Here is an 18,788-nt window from a genome sequence, read left to right on the forward strand (position 1 = left end):
CGGTGGTCGTTATTTTTTAAAGGCATCTGCCAGTTTCTGCGTGGCGGAGCGGAAAATACCGAGGTCGCTGCCGACAGCGACAAATGTGGCACCCCATTCCAGATAACGGCGTGCATCGGCTTCAACTGGCGCGAGGATGCCACTGGGTTTACCGTAAGCGCTGGCGCGGTTGAAAATATGTTGAATCGCTTTTTGTACCTCCGGATGTGACGCATTGCCGAGATGACCTAATGCCGCCGCCAGATCGCTGGGGCCAACGAAAATGCCATCAACGCCTTCGGTCGCAGCGATGGCGTCAACGTTATCGACGCCCTGCTGGCTTTCGATTTGCGCCAGAATGGCGATGTTCTTATTCGACCGGGCGAAATAGTCCGGTACGGTGCCAAACATATTGGCGCGGTGAGAAACGGAGACGCCGCGAATACCTTCTGGTGGATAACGCGTTGATGCTACCGCCTGTACCGCGTCTTCTTCCGTTTCGACAAAGGGGATCAGGAAGTTGTAAAAACCGATATCTAACAGGCGCTTAATAATCACCGGTTCGTTGGTCGGCACCCTCACTACTGGCGCACTGGCGCTACCTTTCAACGCCATCAACTGCGGGATGAACGTGGAAATATCGTTTGGCGCATGTTCGCCATCCAGCACCAGCCAGTCAAAGCCAGCCAAACCAAGAACTTCAGTGCTGATCGGGTTAGAAAGTGCTGACCAGCAGCCAATCTGTACCTGTTTCGCAGCCAACGCGGCTTTGAACTTATTGGGGAAAATATCGTTATTCATCGCTTATACCTTTGCTTATTTCTGCAATTCCATACGTTTAATGTCACCAACCACGAAGAGGTAGCAGACCATTGCCATCAGCGCCGAACATCCCACAAATACCAGCGCCGCATTGAAGGAATGCAGTTCACTAACCAGATAACCAATCACCAGTGGAGTGACAATGGAGGCGACATTGCCAAAGACGTTAAAGACGCCGCCGCAGAGGCCAACAATCTCTTTCGGTGCGGTATCGGAAACCACCGGCCAGCCCAGTGCGCCAAATCCTTTGCCAAAGAAGGCTAACGCCATCAGCATGACCACCAGCGTGGTGTTGTTGGTGTAGTTACATAAGATGATGGTGGAAGCCAGCAACATTCCCAGCACAATTGGTAGCTTACGTGCCAGAGTCAGTGACAAACCGCGTTTGATCAGATAATCCGAGAAGACACCCCCAAGCACGCCGCCAGCAAATCCACACAATGCCGGAATCGACGCAACCAGGCCGACTTTCAGAATCGACATCCCCTTTTCCTGTACCAGATAAATCGGGAACCAGGTGAGGAAGAACCAGGTGATGGTGTTGATAAAATATTGCCCGAAAAATACCCCCAGCATCATGCGGTTAGAGAGCAATTGCTTGATGTAATGCAGCTTAGGACCGCTTGCTGTCGCACCGCCTGGCTTTTTGTGATCCATATCGACCACCGCACCATTTTCGGAGATAAACTTCAACTCTTCCGCAGACATGCGCGGATGGTCTGTCGGGTTATGAATCAACTTAATCCACAGCGCCGTTAGTACAAAACCAATCCCCCCCATAACGGTAAAGACGTGCTCCCAGCCCCAGGCGAAAGTCAGCCAGCCAAGCAGCGGCGAAAAGAGCGCCAGCGAGAAATATTGCGCCGAGTTAAAGATGGCGGAAGCTGTTCCGCGTTCTTTAGTCGGGAACCAGGCGGCAACAATACGGGCGTTCGCCGGGAATGACGGCGCTTCCGAGAAGCCCAACATAAAGCGCATGAAGAACATGGAGATCCCTGCCCAGGCAATAGGGAACATATCGACAAAGCCTTGCAGGAAGGTAAACAGCGACCAGAAAAAGAGGCTGTAAGTGTAAACTTTCTTCGATCCAAACTTATCCAGCAGCCAGCCGCCAGGGATTTGCATTAGCAGATAGGCCCAGCCAAAAGCGGAGAAAATGTACCCCATCGAAACCGTGCTTAATTGCAGTTCTTTTGCTACTTCAGTACCGGCAATCGACAGCGTTGCACGGTCGGCATAGTTAACGGCTGTCACAATAAAAATAATAAATAATATTAAATAGCGGGTATGCACGCTTTTCTTTTTTTCTTCAATGGTGTCCAGAATCATTTTATTTACCTCGGGTACTTATGTTGATTTTTATTATTGGGAAGGTATTATTTATGAGTTCCATTCATATAGTTATGACAATGGCCTCGTAAATTAGTATAAGCAGCGGGGTAATAATAATCATTGTGCAAATGCGAACTTAAATAATGTAATTTAAATATTATTTTGAGCATATGCACATAACATTGCGCGCTAAAGCACAGATTTACGCTTTGCCTTGCCGGATAGCGTCGCAATCCCTGAAATGATTGACATTGATCACATTTCTACCGTTAAACTCCTGACATTCTTATTTCACCTAATGAAGTTATTTATTTTTAAATGAGATCTAATGCTCATTTTAATATCCCCCTGGCTGGAGAATATTGAACAATGGCCAATATCGAAATAAGACAAGAAACGCCGACTGCGTTTTATATAAAAGTTCATGACACAGATAATGTGGCAATTATTGTTAATGATAATGGCCTGAAAGCAGGAACGCGTTTTCCGGACGGCCTGGAATTAATTGAGCATATTCCCCAGGGGCATAAAGTCGCATTGGTCGACATTCCTGCTGATGGCGAAATTATTCGTTATGGCGAAGTGATTGGTTACGCCATGCGCGCCATCCCACGTGGAAGCTGGATCGATGAATCGATGGTGGTTCTGCCTGAAGCGCCCCCCTTACATACTTTGCCTCTGGCAACCAAAGTGCCGGAACCTTTACCTCCGCTGGAAGGTTATACCTTTGAAGGCTATCGCAATGCCGATGGCAGTGTGGGCACCAAGAACCTGCTCGGCATCACGACCAGCGTGCATTGTGTGGCAGGCGTCGTCGATTACGTGGTGAAAATTATTGAGCGCGACCTGCTGCCGAAATACCCGAACGTCGATGGTGTGGTGGGGCTGAATCACCTGTACGGCTGTGGCGTGGCGATTAATGCCCCAGCGGCGGTGGTGCCTATTCGAACCATTCACAACATTTCGCTGAACCCAAACTTTGGCGGCGAGGTGATGGTGATTGGCCTCGGATGCGAGAAATTGCAACCAGAGCGCCTGCTGGTCGGTACGGACGATGTGCAGGCTATTCCACTGGAAAGCGCCAGTATTGTCAGCTTGCAGGATGAAAAGCATGTCGGTTTTCAGTCAATGGTTGAGGATATTTTGCAGGTTGCCGAACGCCATCTGCACAAGCTGAATCAACGTCAGCGAGAAACCTGCCCGGCTTCAGAACTGGTTGTTGGTATGCAGTGCGGCGGCAGCGATGCGTTTTCTGGCGTGACAGCCAATCCGGCGGTTGGCTATGCGTCTGATCTGCTGGTGCGCTGCGGTGCAACGGTGATGTTCTCGGAAGTGACGGAAGTACGCGACGCCATTCATCTGCTGACGCCGCGCGCCGTTAACGAAGAGGTCGGTAAGCGTCTGCTGGAAGAGATGGAATGGTACGACAACTATCTCAATATGGGGAAAACCGACCGCAGCGCCAACCCTTCGCCGGGAAACAAAAAAGGCGGTCTGGCAAACGTCGTGGAGAAGGCTCTCGGCTCCATTGCCAAATCAGGTAAAAGCGCGATTGTAGAAGTGCTGTCGCCAGGGCAGCGTCCGACCAAACGTGGATTAATTTACGCCGCGACGCCAGCCAGCGACTTTGTCTGTGGCACCCAACAGGTGGCTTCAGGAATTACCGTTCAAGTATTTACGACCGGTCGCGGCACACCTTACGGCCTGATGGCAGTGCCGGTCATTAAAATGGCAACCCGCACTGAACTGGCGAACCGTTGGTTTGATTTGATGGATATTAATGCGGGCACCATCGCCACCGGCGAAGAGACGATTGAAGAGGTGGGCTGGAAACTGTTCCACTTTATTCTCGACGTTGCCAGCGGGAAGAAGAAAACCTTCTCAGACCAATGGGGACTGCATAACCAACTGGCGGTGTTTAACCCGGCACCGGTGACTTGATAACTCAATTTGTATTATGCCCGATGGCACACGTTTATCGGGCATAGTAAGTCATAGCGAAGACGCGTTCTCCCCGACCAGAATCACCTCAACCCCGGCCTTTCGTAGCCCTTCCAGACTATCCGCAGGAATGCCTTCATCGACAATGATCATATCGATCCGCTGGGTATCAATGATCTTATGTAAACTGGAGCGATTGAACTTACTGGAATCTGTGACCACGATGATCCGTTCCGCAACTTCGCACATCCGGCGGTTCAAACGGGCTTCATCTTCATTGTGCGTACTGACGCCGCGCTCCAGATCGATAGCATCTACACCGAGAAACAGCATGTCGAAGTGGTAATTTTGCAGCGATTGTTCAGCCTGATCGCCATAAAAAGATTGTGACTGACGGCGCAAATGCCCGCCGGTCATCAGTAGCTCAACGCCCTCAGCTTCCAGCAAAGCATTAGCCACGTTCATACCGTTGGTCATCGCAATCACGTCAGTATGCTTGCGCATCAGACGGGCAATCTCAAAGGTTGTGGTTCCGGAGTCGAGGATCACGCGATGGCCAGGCTTAATCAGCTCAACAGCAGCTTTCGCAACGCTGCGTTTCATCGCAGTGTTGAGCGCACTTTTATCTTCCACCGAAGGTTCGACTGACGGTGTCGTGCTATCGCAGATCAACGCGCCACCATAAGCACGCACGGCGATCCCCTGCTTTTCCAGAAATGCCAGATCGTTACGGATCGTCACCGTAGAAACGCCGTACAATGCCGATAGATCATTAACTTGCACACTTCCTTGCTGCCGCAGGCGCTGAATGATCTGTTCTCGTCTCTCACTGGTGCCTGTTACTCGCTTCTCGCCTGAAGCGTCGGTATTACTCATAGTAAGTCCTTTCGTAAAACTTTCGTTTCATTTCGTTTTGCTTATTAACGCCTTTCTATTAACCAAATGCAAGCCCACATTGCCCATTGACGCAAGCGCCCCTCGTTTCAGAAGCTTTCATTATGTTTCTTTTGTGAATCAGATCAGAAAACTATTATCTTTCGTTTTATTTTTATCTCACCATGACGCAGTATCAATTGAAACAAAACGAAAGATCAAGGTTGCAGTAATCTAAACTGGAGAGGAAAGTGAAACATCTGACAGAAATGGTGAGGCAGCACAAAGGGGGCAAAACAAATGGGATTTATGCCGTTTGTTCCGCACATCCGCTGGTGCTGGAAGCTGCCATCCGCTACGCATTCTCAAACCAAACGCCACTACTGATTGAAGCAACGTCCAATCAGGTGGATCAGTTCGGCGGTTATACCGGAATGACGCCTGCCGATTTTCGCGGCTTTGTTTGCCAGCTTGCCGACTCGCTGAATTTCCCACAAGACATGCTAATTCTCGGTGGCGATCATCTGGGACCTAACCGCTGGCAAAACCTGCCCGCAACCCAGGCGATGGCTAATGCCGATGATTTGATAAAAAGCTACGTCACGGCGGGATTCAAAAAAATTCACCTTGATTGCAGCATGTCCTGTCAGGGCGATCCGATCCCCTTAACCGATGACATCGTTGCTGAACGCGCCGCTCGCCTGGCGAAAGTGGCGGAAGAAACCTGCCGTGAACACTTTGGCGAGGCCGATCTGGTGTATGTCATTGGAACTGAAGTTCCGGTTCCTGGCGGCGCACATGAAACCTTAAGCGAACTGGCAGTGACTACACCGGATGCCGCCCGCACCACGCTGGAAGCCCATCGTCATGCTTTTGAAAAGCAAGGTCTGAATGCCATCTGGCCACGTATTATTGCGCTGGTGGTACAACCCGGCGTCGAATTCGATCACACCAACGTTATTGATTATCAGCCTGCAAAAGCGATCGCCTTAAGTCAGATGGTCGAAAACTACGAAACACTGATTTTCGAAGCTCATTCTACCGATTATCAAACACCGCAATCGCTGCGCCAGTTGGTCATTGACCACTTTGCCATTCTGAAAGTTGGCCCGGCGCTGACCTTCGCCCTACGTGAAGCCCTGTTTTCTCTGGCGGCTATCGAAGAAGAACTGGTGCCAGCAAAAGCCTGTTCTGGTCTGCGTCAGGTACTGGAAAACGTGATGCTCGACCGTCCGGAATACTGGCAAAGCCATTACCACGGGGACGGGAACGCGCGTCGTCTGGCACGCGGCTACAGTTACTCGGATCGCGTGCGTTATTACTGGCCAGACCGGCAGATTGATGATGCTTTCGCCCACCTGGTCCGCAACCTGGCAGATGCGCCAATTCCGCAGCCACTCATCAGCCAGTACCTGCCGCTGCAATACGTAAAAGTTCGCTCCGGCGAGCTACAGCCAACGCCACGGGCACTCATTATTAACCATATTCAGGACATCCTGGCGCAGTACCACGCTGCCTGTGAAGGCCAGTAAGCCATAACAAAAACGAGGAACACGCTATGCCAAATATTGTTTTAAGCCGGATTGATGAACGCTTGATTCACGGTCAGGTCGGCGTTCAGTGGGTTGGATTTGCGGGGGCAAATCTGGTTCTGGTAGCCAATGATGAGGTTGCCGAAGATCCGGTACAACAAAACCTGATGGAAATGGTGCTGGCAGAAGGGATCGCCGTGCGTTTCTGGGCACTACAAAAAGTGATCGACAACATCCACCGCGCTGCTGATCGGCAGAAAATCTTGCTGGTTTGTAAAACACCAGCCGATTTCCTGACGCTGGTTAAAGGTGGCGTTCCGGTTAACCGCATTAACGTTGGCAATATGCACTACGCCAATGGCAAACAGCAAATCGCTAAAACGGTTTCTGTGGATGCGGGCGATATCGCGGCATTTAACGACCTGAAATCCGCAGGGGTGGAATGCTTCGTTCAGGGCGTCCCGACAGAACCTGCTGTGGACCTCTTTAAATTACTTTGAGGGATTCATCATGGAAATCAGTCTGTTGCAGGCATTCGCGTTGGGCATTATCGCCTTTATCGCTGGCCTGGATATGTTTAACGGCTTAACCCATATACACCGCCCGGTGGTTCTCGGGCCGTTGGTCGGGCTGGTACTTGGCGATCTGCATACCGGTATTTTAACTGGCGGTACACTGGAGCTGGTGTGGATGGGGCTGGCTCCGCTGGCGGGCGCACAGCCACCTAACGTGATTATCGGTACTATCGTCGGCACGGCATTTGCCATCACTACCGGCGTGAAACCGGATGTCGCGGTCGGCGTCGCCGTACCTTTCGCGGTCGCGGTACAAATGGGGATTACCTTCCTGTTCTCGGTGATGTCTGGTGTGATGTCCCGCTGCGACCGAATGGCGGAGAATGCCGATACGCGCGGTATTGAGCGCGTAAACTATCTGGCGCTACTGGCGCTCGGCACCTTCTATTTTCTCTGCGCTTTCCTGCCAATTTACTTCGGTGCGGAACATGCCAAAACCATCATTGATGTCCTGCCGCAACGGTTAATCGACGGCCTCGGCGTCGCGGGCGGCATCATGCCAGCAATCGGTTTTGCCGTACTACTGAAAATCATGATGAAAAACGTCTATATCCCTTACTTCATCCTGGGGTTCGTTGCCGCCGCCTGGCTCAAGTTACCGGTGTTGGCTATTGCCGCCGCCGCGCTGGCGATGGCGCTGATCGACCTGCTGCGTAAATCTCCTGAACCGACTCAACCTGCGGCACAGAAAGAGGAATTTGAAGATGGCATCTAATCAAACGACCCTGCCGAACGTCAGCGAAAATGAAGAAACACTGCTGAACGGCGTCAATGAAAACGTATATGAAGATCAGAGCATTGGCGCAGAGCTAACGAAAAAAGATATCAATCGCGTCGCATGGCGTTCCATGCTGTTACAGGCTTCTTTCAACTACGAACGTATGCAGGCTTCCGGTTGGCTGTACGGTCTGTTACCTGCACTGAAAAAGATCCACACCAATAAACGCGACCTGGCGCGCGCCATGAAAGGGCATATGGGTTTCTTCAATACTCACCCGTTTCTGGTGACGTTTGTTATTGGCATTATCCTCGCGATGGAGCGTTCCAAGCAGGACGTTAACAGTATTCAGAGCACCAAGATTGCTGTCGGTGCGCCGCTGGGCGGGATTGGCGATGCGATGTTCTGGCTGACGTTGCTACCAATTTGTGGCGGGATTGGTGCCAGTCTCGCGTTGCAAGGATCTATTCTCGGCGCTGTCGTATTTATTGTTCTGTTCAACGTGGTGCATCTCGGTCTGCGTTTTGGCCTTGCGCATTACGCTTATCGCATGGGCGTCGCGGCGATCCCGCTGATTAAAGCGAATACCAAAAAAGTCGGCCATGCGGCGTCTATCGTCGGGATGACGGTAATCGGCGCGCTGGTTGCAACCTATGTCCGTTTAAGCACCACTCTGGAAATCACGGCGGGCGACGCAGTGGTTAAGTTGCAGGCTGACGTTATCGACAAACTGATGCCTGCCTTCTTACCGCTGGCCTATACCCTGACCATGTTCTGGCTGGTACGTCGCGGCTGGAGTCCGTTGCGCCTGATTGCAATCACGGTGGTTCTCGGCATCGTCGGTAAATTTTGCCATTTCCTTTAAATACAATGAGGTAATAGATGTTAAGTATTATTTTGACAGGGCATGGCGGATTTGCCTGCGGCATGGAAAAAGCGATGAAACAAATTCTCGGTGAGCAATCGCAGTTTATCGCCATCGATTTTCCGGAAACCTCAAGCACCGCGCTGCTTACATCGCAGCTTGAAGAAGCCATCGCCCAACTGGATTGTGAAGACGGCATTGTTTTTCTGACGGATTTGCTCGGCGGCACGCCGTTTCGCGTGGCTTCAACGCTGGCGATGCAAAAACCGGGCTGTGAAGTGATCACCGGCACCAATTTGCAACTGTTACTGGAGATGGTGCTGGAACGTGAAGGGTTAAGTAGCGAAGAGTTTCGCGTGCAGGCGTTGGAGTGCGGACACCGTGGGCTGACCAGTCTGGTGGACGAGCTGGATCGCTGCCATGAAGAATGTCCGGTCGAGGAAGGGATATAAGGTAAGCGCCCCGCCGCTGTTAGTAAAAGACAGTGGGTGACGTTTTACACTTTCGTTTCTTTTCTGGCTTTCACTTCCCCCCGCAAGGTCTTTCTTTTGTTTTGACCTTTGCACCGGTGTCGGATGCGACGCTGACGCGTCTTATCCGACCTACGGAGCGTCGTTGCGGCGTAAATGTCGGATGTCTTATCCGACCTACGGCTGGTGACAGCCAGGCGGATAAGGCGTTTACGCCGCATCCGGCAATCAGTGCTGATATTTACACCATCATGCAATCCCTTTCACTTCCCTTATCTTTTCTTTCAACGATCACAAATTTCGTTTTATTTCTTTTTTCACCATTGAACTTTCAGTTTCTTTTCTATAAATTTTAATCAACGAAAGAAATAACCAAGTGAAATGAAACGAAAGGCAAGCGAAAGCTACCCGCCTGAAGTCAAGTTCATCAGACTAAGGATTGCGTTATGCCAGAAAATTACACCCCTGCTGCTGCAACCACCGGCACATGGACTGAAGAAGAGATCCGCCATCAGCCTCGCGCATGGATCCGTTCGCTCACCAACATCGACACGTTACGTTCTGCGCTCGATAACTTCCTTGAACCGTTACTGCGCAAAGAGGATCTGCGGATCATCCTGACCGGAGCCGGAACCTCGGCATTTATCGGTGACATCATCGCGCCATGGCTCGCCAGCCAGACTGGAAAAAACTTCAGCGCCGTACCGACCACCGATCTGGTCACTAATCCAATGGATTACCTGAATCCAGCTCATCCTCTGCTGCTGATCTCCTTCGGTCGTTCCGGCAACAGCCCAGAAAGCGTCGCTGCCGTGGAACTGGCGAATCAGTTTGTGCCGGAGTGCTACCACTTGCCGATCACTTGTAACGAAGCGGGCGATCTCTATCAAAACGCGATTAACAGCGACAACGCGTTTGCCCTGCTGATGCCAGCAGAAACGCACGATCGCGGCTTTGCGATGACCAGCAGCATTACCACCATGATGGCCAGTTGCCTCGCGGTTTTCGCGCCAGAGACGATCAACAGCCAGACCTTCCGTGACGTGGCGGATCGTTGCCAGGTAATCCTGACCTCGCTGGGCGATTTCAGCGAAGGTGTGTTTGGTTACGCGCCGTGGAAACGGATCGTTTATCTCGGCAGCGGTGGCTTACAGGGCGCGGCACGCGAGTCGGCGTTGAAGGTACTGGAACTGACTGCGGGTAAGCTGGCGGCCTTTTATGATTCCCCAACCGGATTCCGTCATGGCCCGAAATCGCTGGTCAATGACGAAACGCTGGTGGTGGTGTTTGTCTCCAGCCACCCTTATACCCGTCAGTATGATCTTGATCTGCTGGCAGAATTACGCCGCGATAACCAGGCAATGCGCGTGATCGCCATCGCCTCTGAAAGCAACGACATTATCACCGCGGGTCCGCATATCATCCTGCCGCCGTCCCGTCACTTTATCGACGTTGAGCAGGCATTTTGCTTCCTGATATACGCTCAGACGTTTGCACTGATGCAGTCGCTGCATATGGGCAATACGCCGGATACCCCATCAGCCAGCGGCACCGTTAACCGTGTGGTGCAAGGTGTCATTATTCATCCGTGGCAGGCATAAGAGGATCGCATTATGAGCATTATCTCCACCAAATATCTGTTACAGGATGCCCTGGCCAATGGTTACGCAGTGCCTGCCTTTAACATTCATAACGCCGAGACGATCCAGGCGATCCTCGAAGTATGTAGTGAAATGCGATCGCCGGTGATCCTCGCCGGGACGCCGGGCACCTTTAAACATATCGCCCTGGAAGAGATCTACGCCCTGTGTAGCGCCTATTCCACGACCTACAACATGCCGCTCGCGCTGCATCTCGACCACCACGAATCGCTGGATGATATTCGCCGTAAAGTCCACGCCGGCGTGCGCAGTGCGATGATCGACGGCAGTCACTTCCCGTTTGTCGAGAACGTGAAGCTGGTGAAATCGGTTGTCGACTTCTGCCACTCGCAGGATTGCAGCGTGGAAGCGGAACTGGGCCGCCTGGGCGGTGTGGAAGATGATATGAGCGTTGACGCCGAAAGCGCGTTCCTTACCGACCCACAAGAAGCTAAACGCTTTGTCGAACTAACGGGCGTCGACAGCCTGGCGGTGGCGATTGGTACGGCGCACGGGTTATACAGCAAAACGCCGAAGATTGATTTCCAGCGACTGGCGGAAATTCGTGAAGTGGTGGATATTCCACTGGTGCTGCATGGTGCCAGCGATGTCCCGGATGAATTTGTCCGTCGCACTATTGAACTTGGCGTCACAAAAGTGAACGTTGCCACGGAATTAAAAATAGCCTTCGCTGGCGCAGTAAAAGCCTGGTTTGCGGAAAATCCGCAAGGTAATGATCCTCGTTATTATATGCGCGTCGGCATGGATGCAATGAAAGAAGTTGTCAGAAACAAAATTAATGTCTGTGGTTCAGAAAATAGAATTTCCGCGTAATTATTGATTTTTTTACGATTTATTTGAGTGTGCTGCCCGGTTAATATCGGGTAGTGCCTTAATGGCAAAGGAGATTATTAAAATTTAATAAATACACCAATATAATATCGCAACAGTAATATATTTAAATAAATTATATTATTCAACTTTTATGGTGAGGATTAAAAATGAGCAGTCCAAATATTCTCTTAACCCGTATTGATAATCGTCTGGTTCATGGCCAGGTTGGCGTTACCTGGACATCCACCATCGGCGCAAATTTGCTGGTGGTCGTGGATGATGTTGTCGCTAATGATGATATTCAACAGAAATTAATGGGCATTACCGCGGAAACTTACGGTTTTGGCATTCGTTTCTTTACTGTCGAAAAAACCATTAACGTCATCGGCAAAGCTGCACCACATCAGAAGATATTCCTGATTTGCCGTACACCGCAAACAGTACGTAAATTGGTGGAAGGGGGAATAGAACTGAAAGACGTTAACGTCGGCAATATGCATTTCTCGGAAGGGAAAAAGCAAATCAGCAGTAAAGTTTATGTCGATTTTCAGGATCTCGCTGATTTACGTTTTATTAAGCAACGCGGCGTGAATGTTTTTATTCAGGACGTCCCCGGTGATCAAAAAGAACAAATACCTGACTAAATCTAAAATCGCCTTAATATTGGTTTGAGGTAATAAAAATGCATGAAATAACCCTAATTCAGGGGCTATCCCTGGCGGCATTAGTTTTCGTTCTGGGGATTGATTTTTGGCTGGAAGCCTTGTTTTTATTCCGTCCGATAATCGTTTGTACCCTTACTGGAGCAATACTCGGTGATATTCAGACCGGCTTAATTACCGGTGGTCTGACAGAACTGGCGTTCGCCGGATTAACCCCTGCCGGTGGTGTTCAACCGCCCAACCCTATCATGGCGGGTCTGATGACTACCGTCATTGCGTGGTCTACGGGGGTGGATGCCAAAACGGCAATTGGTCTTGGCCTGCCGTTTAGTTTGTTAATGCAGTACGTCATTCTGTTTTTCTATTCCGCTTTCTCATTATTTATGACCAAAGCGGATAAATGCGCGAAAGAGGCGGATACGGCCGCGTTTTCCCGACTTAACTGGATAACGATGCTGATTGTTGCCTCTTCATATGCAGTGATTGCGTTTCTTTGTACCTACCTGGCGCAAGGCGCGATGCAGGCGCTGGTAAAGGCGATGCCAGCCTGGTTGACTCATGGTTTTGAAGTGGCCGGCGGTATTTTACCTGCCGTTGGTTTTGGTCTGCTGCTGCGCGTGATGTTCAAAGCGCAATACATCCCTTACCTGATCGCCGGTTTCCTGTTTGTTTGCTACATCCAGGTCAGCAACCTGTTACCGGTCGCCGTACTGGGGGCAGGTTTTGCGGTGTATGAATTTTTCAATGCGAAATCCCGGCAGCAAGCGCAACCGCAGCCCGTTGCCAGTAAAAATGAAGAAGAGGACTACAGCAATGGGATCTGAAATCAGTAAAAAAGATATCACCCGTCTGGGCTTTCGTTCATCGCTGCTGCAAGCGAGCTTTAACTACGAAAGGATGCAGGCGGGGGGATTTACCTGGGCGATGTTGCCGATCCTGAAAAAGATTTATAAGGACGACAAACCGGGCTTAAGCGCGGCGATGAAAGATAACCTCGAATTTATTAACACCCACCCGAATCTGGTCGGATTCCTGATGGGATTACTCATTTCGATGGAAGAGAAAGGGGAAAATCGCGACACCATTAAAGGCCTCAAAGTGGCGCTGTTTGGCCCAATCGCCGGGATTGGCGATGCGATTTTCTGGTTTACCTTATTGCCGATTATGGCAGGGATTTGCTCATCGTTTGCCAGCCAGGGAAACCTGTTGGGGCCGATTCTGTTTTTCGCCGTTTACCTGCTTATCTTTTTCCTGCGCGTTGGCTGGACTCACGTTGGTTATTCGGTCGGTGTGAAGGCGATTGATAAAGTGCGAGAGAACTCGCAGATGATCGCCCGTTCGGCAACTATCCTCGGGATCACGGTAATCGGCGGGCTGATCGCTTCGTATGTACATATTAACGTCGTGACGTCGTTTGCTATCGACAGTACTCACAGCGTCGCGCTGCAACAGGATTTCTTCGATAAAGTCTTCCCGAATATTTTGCCGATGGCTTACACCCTGTTGATGTATTACTTATTACGGGTGAAAAAAGCGCATCCGGTGCTGTTAATCGCCGTCACGTTCGTGCTTTCCATCGTTTGTTCCGCATTCGGTATTTTGTAAATGGAATGAGGCACTGCGCCTGACGGTGCCTCAGATTGTTGACAAAGTGCGCTTTGTTCATGCCGGATGCGGCGTGAACGCCTTGTCCGGCCTACAAAAGCACACAAATTCAATATATTGCAGAGATCACGTAGGCCTGATAAGCGTAGCGCATCAGGCAATTTAGCGTTTGTCATCGGTCTTCGCATCGCGCCTGACGGTGCCTCTCTACACAAGGAATTTCTCCTCATGCAAACCTTACAGCACTTCGATGACTACACTGCGCTCAGTGAACACGCCAGCGAACATTTGCTGACGTTAATCCGCAACAAACCCAATGCAGTCATCTGCCTCGCGACCGGCGCAACCCCCGTGCTTACCTACAGTTATCTGGTGGAAAAAATCCACCAGCAGCACGTTGATGCCAGCCAACTGACCTTCGTGAAGCTCGACGAATGGGTAGATCTGCCATTAACCGCGCCCGGCACCTGCGAAACCTTCCTTCAGCAACATATCGTGCAGCCGCTGGGGTTACGTGAAGACCAGCTCATCAGCTTTCGTTCCGAAGGGATAAACGAGACAGAGTGCGAGCGGGTAACGGATTTAATTGCACGCAAAGGTGGTCTCGATTTGTGCGTTCTCGGATTGGGGAAAAACGGTCATCTGGGACTGAACGAACCGGGAGAAAGCCTGCAACCGGCCTGCCATATCAGCCAACTTGATGTGAAAACCCAGCAACATGAGATGTTAAAAACCGCTGGTCACCCCGTGACCCGGGGGATCACCTTAGGCTTGAAGGATATTCTCAATGCCCGCGAAGTTTTGCTACTGGTGACTGGCGAAGGAAAGCAGGATGCGACAGAACGTTTTCTCACAGCCACAGTCTCCACCACTATCCCCGCTTCGTTTTTATGGCTACATAACCATTTCACATGTTTGATTGATGGGATGCGTCATCGTTGACATCCCCCTAAGCCAGGCAAAAGCAAGTGGCCCCTGGGTTCTTCAAACGGGGCCACGGAGATATATCACTCCCCTTGCTGCTCCAGCGCATACTTATACAGCGCGTTTTTCTTCACGCCGTGAATTTCTGCTGCCAGCGCCGCCGCTTTTTTCAGCGGCAGTTCTGCCTGCAACAGCGCCAGCGTGCGCAGCGCATCGGCGGGCAAATCATCCTCCTGTGCTTTATGCCCTTCGACAATCAGCACCATTTCACCTTTGCGGCGATTTTCATCTTCTTTTACCCACGCCAGCAGTTCGCCTACGGGCGCGCCGTGAATGTTTTCCCAGGTTTTGGTCAGTTCGCGAGCCAGCACTACGTAGCGCGATTCGCCCAGCACCGCGACAATATCTTCCAGGCTGTCTAACAGACGGTGGGTGGATTCATAAAAAATCAGCGTGCGCGGTTCCGTTTCAATGGCTTTTAGCGCATCACGGCGACCTTTTGATTTAGCAGGCAGGAAACCTTCATAACAAAAACGATCTGATGGCAAACCCGCGGCGCTTAATGCTGTAATGGCAGCACACGGCCCCGGTAGCGGCACCACGCGAATATCCGCTTCACGGCAGGTGCGCACCAGATGGTAGCCAGGGTCGTTAATCAGCGGCGTTCCGGCATCGGACACCAGCGCAATGTTTTGCCCCTCTTGCAGTTTCGCCAGCAGTGTTTCTGCTTTCTGTTGTTCGTTATGGTCGTGCAAGGCGAACAATCGGGCGTTAATCCCAAAATGTTGCAGCAGTAAACCGGTATGACGCGTATCCTCGGCGGCAATCAGATCAACGGCCTGCAATACCTCCAGCGCACGCTGGGTGATATCTGCCAGATTGCCGATTGGCGTCGGTACAATGTAGAGCTGACCTTGAGAATTATCCGCCGATTGGTGTTGTTTCATTGTGTCGTCCGTATTGCCGATTTAATATTGAGCATTGCGTAAAAAAAATATCACTGGATACATTATGGTACCCTCAACATTTTCTCGTTTGAAAGCCGCGCGTTGTCTGCCTGTTGTTCTGGCAGCCCTGATTTTCGCCGGTTGTGGCACCCATACCCCCGATCAGTCCACTGCCTATATGCAGGGCACGGCGCAGGCTGATTCTGCCTTTTATCTGCAGCAGATGCAGCAAAGCTCTGATGATACCAGGATCAACTGGCAATTACTCGCCATTCGTGCACTGGTGAAAGAAGGTAAAACCGGGCAAGCGGTAGAATTATTTAACCAACTGCCGCAGGAACTGAACGATACCCAGCGTCGCGAGAAAACTCTGCTGGCAGTAGAAATTAAACTGGCACAGAAAGATTTTACTGGCGCGCAAACCTTGCTGGTTAAAATTACTCCGGCAGATTTAGAGCCAAACCAGCAGGCACGTTACTGGCAGGCAAAAATCGATGCCAGCCAGGGGCGTCCTTCCATTGATTTATTGCGCGCTTTAATTGCTCAGGAACCGCTGCTCGGGGCGAAAGAAAAACAGCAAAATATTGACGCTACCTGGCAGGCGCTCTCCTCCATGACTCAGGAGCAGGCGAATACGCTGGTGATCAACGCCGACGAAAATATCCTGCAAGGCTGGCTGGATCTGCAACGCGTCTGGTTTGATAACCGCAACGATCCCGACATGATGAAGGCCGGCATTGCCGACTGGCAGAAACGTTACCCGAACAATCCGGGCGCGAAAATGCTGCCAACGCAGTTGGTAAACGTAAAAGCGTTTAAACCAGCGTCAACCAATAAAATCGCCCTGCTGTTGCCGTTGAATGGTCAGGCCGCGGTGTTTGGTCGCACTATTCAGCAAGGATTTGAAGCGGCGAAAAATATCGGTACTCAACCAGTAGCAGCGCAGGTAGCTGCCGCACCTGCCGCGGACGTCACAGAACAGCCCCAACCGCAAACCGTGGATGGCGTTGCCAGCCCGGCACAGGCCTCTGTTAGCGATCTGACGGGTGAAGAAACCGAGGCACAGCCGGTGCCTGTAAACACCCCAACTGCAACCACCGCAGCAGTAAGCGCACCAGCAAATCCGTCAGCAGAACTGAAAATCTACGATACTTCTTCACAACCGCTTAGCCAGATCCTCAACCAGGTACAGCAGGACGGCGCGAGTATTGTGGTCGGCCCGCTGCTGAAAAATAACGTTGAAGAGTTGCTGAAGAGCAACACCCCGCTGAACGTGCTGGCGCTTAACCAGCCGGAAAATATCGAAAACCGTGCCAACATCTGTTATTTCGCGCTGTCGCCGGAAGATGAAGCGCGCGATGCAGCACGTCATATTCGTGACCAGGGCAAACAAGCGCCGCTGGTGCTGATCCCGCGCAGTTCGCTGGGTGATCGCGTAGCAAATGCGTTTGCGCAAGAGTGGCAGAAACTGGGCGGCGGCACCGTTCTACAACAAAAATTCGGCTCTACCAGCGAATTACGCGCGGGTGTCAACGGCGGTTCAGGTATCGCTTTAACGGGGAGTCCGATTACCCCCAGAACGACAACCGGTTCCGGCATGACCACAAACAACCCAACGCTGCAAACCACGCCAACCGATGACCAGTTCACCAATAATGGCGGTCGTGTCGATGCGGTATACATTGTGGCAACGCCAGGCGAAATCGCCTTCATCAAGCCGATGATTACCATGCGTAACGGCAGCCAGAGCGGCGCAACGCTGTACGCCAGCTCCCGCAGCGCACAAGGCTCCGCGGGTCCTGATTTCCGCCTGGAGATGGAAGGTTTACAGTACAGTGAAATCCCAATGCTGGCAGGGAGTAACCTGTCATTAATGCAGCAGGCACTCAGTGCTGTGAACAACGATTATTCGCTGGCGCGAATGTATGCAATGGGTGTCGATGCCTGGTCACTGGCGAATCATTTCTCGCAAATGCGCCAGGTTCAGGGGTTTGAAATCAACGGTAATACCGGAGGTCTGACGGCTAACCCGGATTGCGTGATTAACAGGAAGTTATCATGGCTACAGTACCAACAAGGTCAGGTAGTCCCCGCCAGTTAACCACTAAACAGACCGGCGATGCGTGGGAAAAACAAGCGCGTCGCTGGCTGGAAGGCAAAGGACTGCAGTTTGTCGCCGCCAACGTGAACGAGCGTAGCGGCGAGATCGATCTGATAATGCGTGAAGGCCAGACCACCGTTTTTGTCGAGGTGCGTTACCGCCGCTCTGCACTCTACGGCGGCGCAGCAGCCAGTGTGACCCGTAGCAAACAACACAAATTATTACAGACTGCCCGCTTGTGGCTCGCGCGCCATAATGGGAGTTTTGATACTGTGGATTGCCGGTTCGATGTGGTAGCCTTCACCGGGAATGATGTTGAGTGGATTAAGGATGCCTTTAATGACCACTCATAATTAAGGTTTAAGGATTAGCGTGCTAGAAAGAATAAAAGCTTGCTTCACTGAAAGCATTCAAACTCAAATTGCGGCGGCAGAGGCGCTTCCGGATGCCATCTCCCGTGCAGCCATGACGCTGGTTCAGTCTCTGCTTAATGGCAACAAAATCCTCTGTTGTGGTAATGGGACTTCCGCTGCCAACGCACAGCATTTTGCTGCCAGCATGATCAACCGTTTCGAAACGGAGCGGCCCAGCTTACCTGCCATTGCACTAAATACTGATAATGTTGTCTTAACGGCGATTGCCAATGATCGCTTGCATGATGAAGTATATGCAAAACAGGTACGGGCGCTGGGACATGCGGGAGATGTGCTGTTAGCCATTTCTACTCGCGGTAACAGCCGCGATATCGTTAAAGCTGTTGAAGCCGCCGTTACGCGTGATATGACTATTGTGGCATTAACCGGCTATGACGGCGGTGAACTTGCAGGGTTGTTAGGGCCGCAAGACGTGGAGATCCGTATTCCTTCGCATCGTAGTGCTCGCATTCAAGAAATGCACATGCTGACGGTAAATTGCCTGTGCGATCTGATCGATAACACGCTTTTCCCTCACCAGGATGATTAAGGAGA

At 51.3% G+C, this 18,788-nt stretch carries 20 protein-coding genes; 16 read left to right on the top strand and 4 right to left on the bottom strand.

Going from position 1 to position 18,788, the window contains the following annotated elements:
* Window positions 1-9: 9 nt before the first annotated feature.
* Both garL and garP read right to left on the bottom strand, forming a co-directional pair.
* The gene (gene garL / locus A9587_RS07040) at window positions 10-780 is read right to left on the bottom strand and encodes a 2-dehydro-3-deoxyglucarate aldolase (protein WP_001058055.1); all 771 of its coding nucleotides are present in this window, start codon (window positions 778-780) and stop codon (window positions 10-12) included.
* Between the two features lie 15 nt (window positions 781-795).
* The gene (garP, locus tag A9587_RS07045) at window positions 796-2,130 is read right to left on the bottom strand and encodes a galactarate/glucarate/glycerate transporter GarP (protein ID WP_000599621.1); all 1,335 of its coding nucleotides are present in this window, start codon (window positions 2,128-2,130) and stop codon (window positions 796-798) included.
* 372 nt (window positions 2,131-2,502) lie between these two features.
* On the opposite strand from garP, the gene garD reads away from it, so the two are divergent.
* Entirely contained in the window at window positions 2,503-4,074 is a 1,572-nt protein-coding gene (gene garD / locus A9587_RS07050; RefSeq protein ID WP_085449304.1) for a galactarate dehydratase, read from the top strand.
* 51 nt (window positions 4,075-4,125) lie between these two features.
* Here the strand turns inward: garD and agaR are convergent, their stop codons facing one another.
* The gene (gene agaR / locus A9587_RS07055; RefSeq protein WP_000072182.1) at window positions 4,126-4,950 is read right to left on the bottom strand and encodes an aga operon transcriptional regulator AgaR; all 825 of its coding nucleotides are present in this window, start codon (window positions 4,948-4,950) and stop codon (window positions 4,126-4,128) included.
* A 248-nt stretch (window positions 4,951-5,198) separates the two neighbouring features.
* On the opposite strand from agaR, the gene kbaZ reads away from it, so the two are divergent.
* From kbaZ to A9587_RS07115, 12 genes are all read left to right on the top strand, one after another.
* Complete coding sequence (gene kbaZ, locus A9587_RS07065) at window positions 5,199-6,479, top strand: tagatose-bisphosphate aldolase subunit KbaZ (RefSeq protein WP_016262581.1); 1,281 nt, start codon at window positions 5,199-5,201, stop codon at window positions 6,477-6,479.
* 26 nt (window positions 6,480-6,505) lie between these two features.
* Window positions 6,506-6,979 (top strand): PTS N-acetylgalactosamine transporter subunit IIB, encoded by a 474-nt coding sequence (agaV, locus tag A9587_RS07070; RefSeq protein WP_016249235.1) that lies wholly within the window; start codon window positions 6,506-6,508, stop codon window positions 6,977-6,979.
* Window positions 6,980-6,989: 10 nt separating this feature from the next.
* Window positions 6,990-7,769, top strand: a complete 780-nt coding sequence (gene agaW, locus A9587_RS07075; RefSeq protein ID WP_000406200.1) for a PTS N-acetylgalactosamine transporter subunit IIC — start codon at window positions 6,990-6,992, stop codon at window positions 7,767-7,769.
* Window positions 7,759-8,637, top strand: coding sequence for a PTS N-acetylgalactosamine transporter subunit IID (gene agaE / locus A9587_RS07080; RefSeq protein ID WP_010379159.1), 879 nt, complete (start codon window positions 7,759-7,761; stop codon window positions 8,635-8,637). The genes agaW and agaE overlap by 11 nt, the downstream gene beginning before the upstream one ends.
* A gap of 17 nt (window positions 8,638-8,654) precedes the next feature.
* The gene (agaF, locus tag A9587_RS07085; RefSeq protein WP_105263755.1) at window positions 8,655-9,089 is read left to right on the top strand and encodes a PTS galactosamine/N-acetylgalactosamine transporter subunit IIA; all 435 of its coding nucleotides are present in this window, start codon (window positions 8,655-8,657) and stop codon (window positions 9,087-9,089) included.
* Window positions 9,090-9,121: 32 nt separating this feature from the next.
* The gene (locus tag A9587_RS24640) at window positions 9,122-9,463 is read left to right on the top strand and encodes a hypothetical protein (RefSeq protein WP_133053299.1); all 342 of its coding nucleotides are present in this window, start codon (window positions 9,122-9,124) and stop codon (window positions 9,461-9,463) included.
* A 90-nt stretch (window positions 9,464-9,553) separates the two neighbouring features.
* The gene (locus tag A9587_RS07090; RefSeq protein WP_061091065.1) at window positions 9,554-10,708 is read left to right on the top strand and encodes an AgaS family sugar isomerase; all 1,155 of its coding nucleotides are present in this window, start codon (window positions 9,554-9,556) and stop codon (window positions 10,706-10,708) included.
* A gap of 12 nt (window positions 10,709-10,720) precedes the next feature.
* On the top strand, window positions 10,721-11,581 hold the full coding sequence (kbaY, locus tag A9587_RS07095) for a tagatose-bisphosphate aldolase subunit KbaY (protein WP_001517149.1): 861 nt from the start codon (window positions 10,721-10,723) through the stop codon (window positions 11,579-11,581).
* Between the two features lie 167 nt (window positions 11,582-11,748).
* Window positions 11,749-12,225 carry a PTS galactosamine transporter subunit IIB gene (agaB, locus tag A9587_RS07100; protein WP_000098037.1) on the top strand — a complete coding sequence of 159 codons (477 nt, stop codon included), beginning with the start codon at window positions 11,749-11,751 and terminating at the stop codon, window positions 12,223-12,225.
* A 38-nt stretch (window positions 12,226-12,263) separates the two neighbouring features.
* The gene (agaC, locus tag A9587_RS07105) at window positions 12,264-13,067 is read left to right on the top strand and encodes a PTS galactosamine transporter subunit IIC (RefSeq protein ID WP_000544465.1); all 804 of its coding nucleotides are present in this window, start codon (window positions 12,264-12,266) and stop codon (window positions 13,065-13,067) included.
* Window positions 13,057-13,848, top strand: coding sequence for a PTS galactosamine transporter subunit IID (gene agaD, locus A9587_RS07110; protein WP_000534352.1), 792 nt, complete (start codon window positions 13,057-13,059; stop codon window positions 13,846-13,848). The genes agaC and agaD overlap by 11 nt, the downstream gene beginning before the upstream one ends.
* 228 nt (window positions 13,849-14,076) lie before the next feature.
* Window positions 14,077-14,790, top strand: a complete 714-nt coding sequence (locus A9587_RS07115) for a galactosamine-6-phosphate isomerase (RefSeq protein ID WP_105263754.1) — start codon at window positions 14,077-14,079, stop codon at window positions 14,788-14,790.
* A gap of 65 nt (window positions 14,791-14,855) precedes the next feature.
* On the opposite strand, the gene rsmI is transcribed toward A9587_RS07115, so the two are convergent.
* On the bottom strand, window positions 14,856-15,719 hold the full coding sequence (gene rsmI, locus A9587_RS07120; protein WP_000809251.1) for a 16S rRNA (cytidine(1402)-2'-O)-methyltransferase: 864 nt from the start codon (window positions 15,717-15,719) through the stop codon (window positions 14,856-14,858).
* 64 nt (window positions 15,720-15,783) lie between these two features.
* On the opposite strand from rsmI, the gene lpoA reads away from it, so the two are divergent.
* The 3 genes from lpoA to diaA are packed head-to-tail and all read left to right on the top strand — an operon-like array spanning window position 15,784 to window position 18,783.
* Window positions 15,784-17,820: a penicillin-binding protein activator LpoA gene (gene lpoA, locus A9587_RS07125; protein ID WP_105263753.1), complete on the top strand. Its 2,037-nt coding sequence runs from the start codon at window positions 15,784-15,786 to the stop codon at window positions 17,818-17,820.
* Window positions 17,778-18,173, top strand: coding sequence for a YraN family protein (locus A9587_RS07130; RefSeq protein ID WP_105263752.1), 396 nt, complete (start codon window positions 17,778-17,780; stop codon window positions 18,171-18,173). Before lpoA ends, A9587_RS07130 begins: the two co-directional genes overlap by 43 nt.
* A 19-nt stretch (window positions 18,174-18,192) precedes the next feature.
* Window positions 18,193-18,783 (top strand): DnaA initiator-associating protein DiaA, encoded by a 591-nt coding sequence (gene diaA / locus A9587_RS07135; protein WP_000893477.1) that lies wholly within the window; start codon window positions 18,193-18,195, stop codon window positions 18,781-18,783.
* Window positions 18,784-18,788 lie beyond the last annotated feature (5 nt).

The sequence above is a fragment of the Escherichia sp. MOD1-EC6162 genome (genome assembly GCF_002965125.1).
Taxonomy (GTDB): Bacteria; Pseudomonadota; Gammaproteobacteria; order Enterobacterales; family Enterobacteriaceae; genus Escherichia; species Escherichia marmotae.

What these genes read in the sequence shown, in the direction of transcription:
- A9587_RS07090 (WP_061091065.1), top strand. Translation starts at nt 9,554, where the DNA reads ATGCCAGAAAATTACACCCCTGCTGCTGCAACCACCGGCACATGGACT.
- agaB (WP_000098037.1), top strand. Translation starts at nt 11,749, where the DNA reads ATGAGCAGTCCAAATATTCTCTTAACCCGTATTGATAATCGTCTGGTT.
- agaC (WP_000544465.1), top strand. Translation starts at nt 12,264, where the DNA reads ATGCATGAAATAACCCTAATTCAGGGGCTATCCCTGGCGGCATTAGTT.
- agaD (WP_000534352.1), top strand. Translation starts at nt 13,057, where the DNA reads ATGGGATCTGAAATCAGTAAAAAAGATATCACCCGTCTGGGCTTTCGT.
- A9587_RS07130 (WP_105263752.1), top strand. Translation starts at nt 17,778, where the DNA reads ATGGCTACAGTACCAACAAGGTCAGGTAGTCCCCGCCAGTTAACCACT.
- rsmI (WP_000809251.1), bottom strand. Translation starts at nt 15,719, where the DNA reads ATGAAACAACACCAATCGGCGGATAATTCTCAAGGTCAGCTCTACATT.
- agaW (WP_000406200.1), top strand. Translation starts at nt 6,990, where the DNA reads ATGGAAATCAGTCTGTTGCAGGCATTCGCGTTGGGCATTATCGCCTTT.
- lpoA (WP_105263753.1), top strand. Translation starts at nt 15,784, where the DNA reads ATGGTACCCTCAACATTTTCTCGTTTGAAAGCCGCGCGTTGTCTGCCT.
- A9587_RS07115 (WP_105263754.1), top strand. Translation starts at nt 14,077, where the DNA reads ATGCAAACCTTACAGCACTTCGATGACTACACTGCGCTCAGTGAACAC.
- kbaY (WP_001517149.1), top strand. Translation starts at nt 10,721, where the DNA reads ATGAGCATTATCTCCACCAAATATCTGTTACAGGATGCCCTGGCCAAT.
- garD (WP_085449304.1), top strand. Translation starts at nt 2,503, where the DNA reads ATGGCCAATATCGAAATAAGACAAGAAACGCCGACTGCGTTTTATATA.
- agaR (WP_000072182.1), bottom strand. Translation starts at nt 4,950, where the DNA reads ATGAGTAATACCGACGCTTCAGGCGAGAAGCGAGTAACAGGCACCAGT.
- garP (WP_000599621.1), bottom strand. Translation starts at nt 2,130, where the DNA reads ATGATTCTGGACACCATTGAAGAAAAAAAGAAAAGCGTGCATACCCGC.
- agaV (WP_016249235.1), top strand. Translation starts at nt 6,506, where the DNA reads ATGCCAAATATTGTTTTAAGCCGGATTGATGAACGCTTGATTCACGGT.
- agaE (WP_010379159.1), top strand. Translation starts at nt 7,759, where the DNA reads ATGGCATCTAATCAAACGACCCTGCCGAACGTCAGCGAAAATGAAGAA.
- agaF (WP_105263755.1), top strand. Translation starts at nt 8,655, where the DNA reads ATGTTAAGTATTATTTTGACAGGGCATGGCGGATTTGCCTGCGGCATG.
- garL (WP_001058055.1), bottom strand. Translation starts at nt 780, where the DNA reads ATGAATAACGATATTTTCCCCAATAAGTTCAAAGCCGCGTTGGCTGCG.